This window comes from Streptomyces sp. NPDC048612, from assembly GCF_043199295.1.
Classification (GTDB): domain Bacteria; phylum Actinomycetota; class Actinomycetes; order Streptomycetales; family Streptomycetaceae; genus Streptomyces.
The window spans coordinates 184,343-191,037 of record NZ_JBICVV010000015.1 but is presented as its reverse complement, the minus strand read 5'-3'; the positions used below and the strand labels follow the sequence as shown (position 1 = coordinate 191,037).

At 71.8% G+C, this 6,695-nt stretch carries 7 protein-coding genes; 2 read left to right on the top strand and 5 right to left on the bottom strand.

What is annotated here, in order from left to right; translation table 11 throughout:
• Positions 1-201: 201 nt before the first annotated feature.
• The 4 genes from ACGFN2_RS23095 to hrcA form a co-directional block, all read right to left on the bottom strand.
• Positions 202-945 (bottom strand): 16S rRNA (uracil(1498)-N(3))-methyltransferase, encoded by a 744-nt coding sequence (locus ACGFN2_RS23095; RefSeq protein ID WP_393363303.1) that lies wholly within the window; start codon positions 943-945, stop codon positions 202-204.
• Positions 942-2,030: a nitronate monooxygenase gene (locus tag ACGFN2_RS23090; RefSeq protein ID WP_362606776.1), complete on the bottom strand. Its 1,089-nt coding sequence runs from the start codon at positions 2,028-2,030 to the stop codon at positions 942-944. Before ACGFN2_RS23090 ends, ACGFN2_RS23095 begins: the two co-directional genes overlap by 4 nt.
• A gap of 96 nt (positions 2,031-2,126) precedes the next feature.
• Entirely contained in the window at positions 2,127-3,263 is a 1,137-nt protein-coding gene (gene dnaJ, locus ACGFN2_RS23085; protein WP_362606778.1) for a molecular chaperone DnaJ, read from the bottom strand.
• The gene (gene hrcA / locus ACGFN2_RS23080) at positions 3,264-4,280 is read right to left on the bottom strand and encodes a heat-inducible transcriptional repressor HrcA (protein ID WP_362606781.1); all 1,017 of its coding nucleotides are present in this window, start codon (positions 4,278-4,280) and stop codon (positions 3,264-3,266) included.
• Positions 4,281-4,474: 194 nt separating this feature from the next.
• Between hrcA and ACGFN2_RS23075 the strand changes: the two genes are divergently transcribed.
• Together ACGFN2_RS23075 and ACGFN2_RS23070 are read left to right on the top strand one after the other, a co-directional pair.
• Entirely contained in the window at positions 4,475-5,209 is a 735-nt protein-coding gene (locus ACGFN2_RS23075; protein WP_393363298.1) for an MBL fold metallo-hydrolase, read from the top strand.
• A 28-nt stretch (positions 5,210-5,237) separates the two neighbouring features.
• Positions 5,238-6,071 (top strand): DUF3097 domain-containing protein, encoded by an 834-nt coding sequence (locus ACGFN2_RS23070; RefSeq protein WP_362606784.1) that lies wholly within the window; start codon positions 5,238-5,240, stop codon positions 6,069-6,071.
• Here ACGFN2_RS23070 and ACGFN2_RS23065 read toward each other — a convergent pair.
• Complete coding sequence (locus ACGFN2_RS23065) at positions 6,049-6,627, bottom strand: Uma2 family endonuclease (protein ID WP_362606787.1); 579 nt, start codon at positions 6,625-6,627, stop codon at positions 6,049-6,051. The genes ACGFN2_RS23070 and ACGFN2_RS23065 overlap by 23 nt on opposite strands.
• Positions 6,628-6,695 lie beyond the last annotated feature (68 nt).

Genomic DNA, 6,695 nt, shown 5'->3' with positions numbered 1-6,695 from the left:
TGTGCCGGACGTAAAGCGAAGCAGTCCGGCACACCCCACCCGCGGAGGCCCGTCACCGCACCCCGACAGCCCCGCGCAGCGGACCCGCCCGCCGCAGGCGCAACGACGGGGGCACCGCGCAAGCGGGCAAGAAACGGCGAGCAACCCCCACGGCGGGAAAGCCAAAAACGTGGGCCCGAAACCAAAGCGCAGCGAACCCGCTCAGCTCCACCGCCCCGTGCGCCCCAGCAGCAGCGCGGTGGCCGCGGTGCCCGCCGTGGAGGTGCGCAGGACGGTCGTCCCCAGCCGGTAGGGCCGGGCGCCGGCCTCGGCGAAGGCGGTGAGCTCCTCCGGGGAGACGCCGCCTTCCGGGCCGACGACGAGCACGATCCGGCCCTCCGTGGGGAGTTCGGCGGTGGCCAGCGGGGTGCTGCCCTCCTCGTGGAGGACGGCCGCGAAGTCGGCGTCCGCGAGCAGCGCGGCCACCTGCTTCGTCGTCAGCGGGTCCGCGACCTCGGGGAAGGTCAGCCGGCGTGACTGCTTGCCCGCCTCGCGGGCGGTCGCGCGCCATTTGCCCAGCGACTTGGCGGCCCGCTCGCCCTTCCACTGGGTGACACAACGCGCCGCCGTCCAGGGCACGATGGCGTCCACCCCGGTCTCGGTCATCGTCTCGACGGCCAGCTCCCCGCGGTCGCCCTTGGGGAGCGCCTGGACGACGGTGATCGTGGGGTGCGGCGGCTCCTCGGTGCGCAGTGCGGTGACCGCGACGGTGAGCCGGTCCTTGCCCTCGACGGCGGCGACCGTGCCGTACGCGCCGCTGCCCTGACCGTCCGTCAGGACGACCTCCTCGCCGGTCCGCAGCCGGCGCACCGAGACCGCGTGCCGGCCCTCGGGCCCGTCCAGGGTCAGCGTGCCGCCGGCCCGTACGCCCGCGAGCGAGTCGACGAGGAAGACCGGCGCGGTCATGAGCCGTTTCCGGTGGCGGGGAGGTTCACCGCGGCGCGTGCGGCGTCCAGTTCGGCCGCCAGCACCTCCACCAGCTGCGCGGCGGGCAGCTCCCGCGCCAGCCGGTGCCCCTGCCCCGCCCACAGGTTCATGCCCTGGGCGTCGCCGGCCTTGGCGGCGGCCTTGCGGACGGTGGCGGTGAGGTAGTGGACGGCCGGGTAGGCGGCCGGTGCGTACGGGCCGTGCTCGCGCAGGAAGCGGTTCACCAGCCCGCGGGCCGGGCGCCCGGAGAACGCCCGGGTCAACTCTGTATGGGTGAACAGGGGGTTGGTCAGTGCCTGCTTGTGCAGCGGGTTGGCGCCCGACTCGGGGGTGGCGAGGAAGGCGGTGCCCAGCTGCGCCATGCTCGCCCCGGCGGCCAGCACCGCCGCGATCTGTGCCCCGCGCATCAGCCCGCCCGCGGCGATCACCGGGATCTGCACGGCCTCCCGGATCTGGCCGAGCGCCGCCAGCAGCCCCAGCCCCGCGCCGGTCCCGTCCGCGTGCGGATCGTCCCGGTGGGTGCCCTGGTGGCCGCCGGCCTCCACGCCCTGCACACAGACCGCGTCGGCGCCCGACCACTGCGCGGCCTGCGCCTCGGCGGCGGTGGTGACCGTGACGACGGTGTACGTGCCGACCTTGGCGAACGCGTCGAGGACGGCGCGCGAGGGGCAGCCGAAGGTGAAGGACACCACCGGCACCGGGTCCTCCCGCAGTATCGCGAGCTTGGCCTCGTAGCCGTCGTCGATGGGCCCGTCGGTGTCGCCGAGCTCGGTCTCGTACCAGGTGGCCTCGCCGGCGAGCTGTTCGCGGTAGACCTCGACGACGGAGGCGTCGGCCAGGGAGGGCTGCGGCATGAAGAGATTGACGCCGAAGGGGCGGTCGGTCAGCGACCGCAGCTGTTTGATCTCCTGGTACATGCCGTCGGCGGTCTTGTAGCCGGCGGCGAGGAAGCCGAGACCGCCGGCGCCGCAGACGGCGGCGGCCAGCTCGGGTCCGGAGCCGCCTCCCGCCATCGGGGCCTGCACGATCGGGTAGCGGCAGAGATCGGTCAGCGCGGTGGGCATGAGCACATCGTGTCACGCCCGGCACGCCGCCCCGCACCGGGGCGGCGGCATCCGCGCGGGCCCGGGGAGGTACCGCCACCCCCGGGCCGACCTGGGCTATCGCCCGTTGAACGCGTCCTTCAGACGGGAGAACAACCCCTGCTGTCCCGGCTGGAACTGCCCCGTGGGCCGCTCCTCGCCGCGCAGCTTGGCCAGCCGCCGCAGCACCTCCTCCTGCTCGGCGTCGAGCTTGGAAGGCGTCTGCACCTCGACATGGACGATGAGGTCGCCCCGGCCGCCGCCGCGCAGATGGGTCACCCCGCGCTGGTGCAGCGGGATCGACTGGCCGGACTGGGTACCGGGCCGGACATCGATCTCCTCCACCCCGTCCAGCGTCTCCAGCGGACACTTCGTGCCCAGCGCTGCCGCCGTCATCGGGATGGTGACCGTGCAGTGCAGATCGTCGCCGCGGCGCTGGAACACCGAGTGCGCGACCTCGTGGATCTCCACGTAGAGGTCACCGGCGGGGCCGCCACCGGGGCCGACCTCGCCCTCGCCCGCGAGCTGGATGCGGGTGCCGTTGTCGACACCGGCCGGGATCTTGACGGTCAGGGTGCGGCGGGAGCGGATGCGCCCGTCGCCCGCGCACTCGTGGCACGGCGTCGGGACGACCGTGCCGAAGCCCTGGCACTGCGGGCACGGCCGCGAGGTCATGACCTGGCCGAGGAACGACCGGGTGACCTGCGAGACCTCACCGCGGCCGCGGCACATGTCGCAGGTCTGCGCCGAGGTGCCCGGCGCCGCGCCCTCGCCGCTGCACGTCGTACAGACGACGGCGGTGTCGACCTGGATGTCCTTGGTCGTGCCGAAGGCCGCCTCGTTCAGCTCGATGTCGAGCCGGATCATGGCGTCCTGGCCGCGGCGGGTGCGCGAGCGCGGCCCGCGCTGCGACGCGGTGCCGAAGAACGCGTCCATGATGTCGGAGAAGTTGCCGAAGCCCGCGCCGAAGCCGCCCGCGCCCTGGCCGCCGCCGGCCTGCGAGAGCGGGTCCCCGCCGAGGTCGTAGACCTGCTTCTTCTGCGGGTCCGACAGCACCTCGTAAGCGGCGTTGATCTCCTTGAACCGCTCCTGGGTCTTCGGGTCCGGGTTCACGTCCGGGTGCAGCTCACGCGCGAGCCGGCGGAAGGCCTTCTTGATCTGGTCCTGCGAGGCGTCGCGTCCGATGCCGAGGACCGAGTAGTAATCCGTGGCCACTTACGACTCCGCGAGGATTTGTCCGACGTAACGTGCCACTGCGCGTACCGCTCCCATCGTTCCGGGGTAGTCCATGCGGGTCGGTCCGACCACGCCGAGTTTGGCGACTGCCTCGTCGCCCGAACCGTAGCCGACCGTGACGACCGATGTGGACGCCAGGCCTTCGTGGGCATTCTCATGCCCGATGCGTACGGTCATGCCCGAGTCATTGGCTTCCCCGAGCAGCTTGAGCATCACCACATGCTCTTCCAGCGCCTCCAGCACCGGCCGGATGGTCAGCGGGAAATCATGCCCGAAGCGCGTGAGATTTGCGGTGCCGCCGATCATCAGCCGCTCTTCGGTCTCCTCCACCAGAGTCTCCAGCAACACCGACAGCACTGTCGAGACCGTGCCGCGGTCGTCCTGCTCGAAGGACTCCGGGAGATCCTGCACCAACCGCGGCACATCCGCGAACCGGCGCCCCACCACCCGGCTGTTGAGCCGGGCCCGCAGGTCCGCGAGGGAGGTCTCGCCGAACGGTGCCTGGCAGTCGATCAGCCGCTGCTCGACCCGCCCGGTGTCCGTGATCAGCACCAGCATCAGCCGGGCCGGGGCCAGCGCCAGCAGCTCGACGTGCCGGACCGTGGACCGGGTCAGGGACGGGTACTGCACGACCGCGACCTGCCGGGTCAGCTGCGCCAGCAGCCGGACCGTGCGGCCCACCACGTCGTCGAGGTCGACGGCGCCGTCCAGGAAGTTCTGGATCGCCCGCCGCTCCGGGCTGGACAGCGGCTTCACACCGGCCAGCTTGTCGACGAACAGGCGGTAGCCCTTGTCGGTGGGGATACGCCCGGCGCTGGTGTGCGGCTGGGCGATGAACCCCTCGTCCTCCAGGACCGCCATGTCGTTGCGGACGGTGGCCGGGGAGACACCGAGCTGATGGCGTTCGGTCAGGGCCTTGGAGCCGACCGGCTCCTCCGTCCCGACATAGTCCTGGACGATGGCGCGCAGCACCTCGAGCCTGCGTTCACTGAGCATCCCGCGCACCTCCAGTCCGGCCGTCCGCCGTCTCGACTCTCCTGGCACTCACACGGGCCGAGTGCCAGACCTTGAGCCAGTGTACGGCCGAGTAGCACGGACCCGGCAAGGGTGGCCGCACACAGCACCCGCCCGGTGACCGTGTTCGGGCGATCTGTCGGGCAACGCTATCGCGATGGCGCTAGCGTCTCGGTATGCGCACTGCTTGGGAAGAGGCCCGTTGGGAACAGCTCGGTGACGGTGTCGCCAGACGCCGGATGCCGGGCTGGGACGAGACGATCGGCGTGATCGCGGGGACCACCGGCGTCATGATCGTCGACACCGGCGCGACCCTGCGCGACGGTGCGGATCTGCGGCGGGCGATCCGCGGTGTGCTGGGCCGCGACGTGACGCATGTCGCGCTCACCCACCCCCACTTCGATCATGTCCTGGGCACCGCCGCCTTCGCGGGCGTCGAGGTCTTCGGCGCGGCCGGGCTGGGCGACCTGCTGCGCCGCGGCAAGGACGAGCTGCGGCACGACGCGATCCGGCACGGCGTCGACCGGGACGCCGCCGCCGAGGCCGCCGATCTGCTGGTCGCCCCGCACCACCACGTCCACGACCAGCTGACCGTCGAGCTCGGCGACCGGCAGGTGCTGCTCGCCAACGTCGGGCCGGGCCACTCCGCGCACGACCTGGCGGTCCTGGTGCCCGGCCGGGGCGGGTCCCCGGAGATCGTCTTCTGCGGCGACCTGGTCGAGGAGTCCGGCGAGCCCCAGGCAGGCCCGGACGCGCTGCCGCAGCGCTGGCCCGGCGCGCTGGACCGGCTGCTGTCCCTCGGCGGCGAGGACGCCCGGTACGTTCCCGGCCACGGCGCCGTGGTGGACGCCCGCTTCGTCCGCGCCCAACGGGACGCCCTCGCCGCCCGCTTCGGCGTCGCCCCCTCCTGATCCGCCCGCCACCCACAGACAGGCCCCCATGCAGAGCAAGCGCTACAGCCCCGACCTCACCCCGCCCTGGAAGAAGCAGCGCCCCGCGCCCGAGGTTCCCGCCGATCCCGATCTGGTCGTCGAAGAGGTCACCTCGGGCTTCTGTGGTGCGGTGATCCGCTGCGAGAAGACCGCGCAGGGTCCGACGGTCACCCTGGAGGACCGCTTCGGCAAGCACCGTGTCTTTCCCATGGAGCCGCGCGGCTTCCTCCTGGAGGGCAAGGTGGTCACCCTCGTACGCCCCCAGGGCACGCCGGCGCCGAGCCGCCCCGCACGCACGGCCTCGGGCTCCGTCGCCGTGCCCGGCGCCCGCGCGCGGGTCGCCCGCGCCGGGCGCATCTACGTGGAGGGCCGGCACGACGCCGAGCTGGTGGAGCGGGTGTGGGGCGACGACCTGCGCATCGAGGGCGTCGTCGTGGAGTACCTGGAGGGCGTCGACGACCTGCCCGCGATCGTCCGCGGCTTCTCCCCCGGCCCGGACGCCCGCCTCGGCGTCCTCGTCGACCATCTCGTGCCCGGCTCGAAGGAGTCCCGGATCGCGGCCGGGGTGACCGGTGACCACGCGCTGGTGGTGGGCCACCCGTACATCGACATCTGGGAGGCCGTGAAGCCGTCCTCGGTCGGCATCCCGGCCTGGCCGGCCGTCCCGCACGGCCAGGACTGGAAGACGGGCGTGTGCCGGGCGCTGGGCTGGCCGGAGAACACCGGCGCCGCCTGGCAGCGCATCCTGTCGTGCGTGCGCTCCTACAAGGACCTGGAGCCGGCGCTGCTGGGGAGGGTGGAGGAGCTGATCGACTTCGTCACGGCCGGCGATGTGGCCTGACGTTGGGGAGGGTGCCGAATTCGGTGGTGTCGAGTACAGCATCGAGCTGATCCAACGGCACAGGATCGCCGAATTTATGGATCGACTGCGATCGGTAGTCGGCGTTCTCCCCCGTGCCGGTGGGCCCGGTGAGCAGGACGCAGTGAGCCACAAGAGGGTCGATGATCAGGTAGATCGGAAGCCTGCTCGCCGCGTAGATCGAACGCTTGATGACGTAGTCGTGATCAACGCTGGTCTTGGAGACAACCTCGACGACCATCTTGATCACCTCGGGCGGCATCATCCGCCCGGAGTCCGGTCCGGTTCCACGCTCCACCAGTACGAGATCCGGCTGGGGCTCACTGGACTCTTGATGAAGCGCGACATCCTGGGTTTGCAGGCGCCGCCACTTCTTCCGCGGAAACTGGTCGGAGACAGCTTCCACGATGTCGTTATGGACCACGTCCGGCCCCGCCATCATCACGATGTTCCCCCGGAGGAGCTCGATCTTGACGCCCTCGGGAACCTCAAGGTTCTCGAAGAGCTCCGTCATCCGGCGTTCATCCACAGCGGTCATCTCCGTGGCCTCCGTTTCCCGTCGCCGTTTATACGGCACAGGCCAGGAACAGCCTAGGCGGGGCCGCA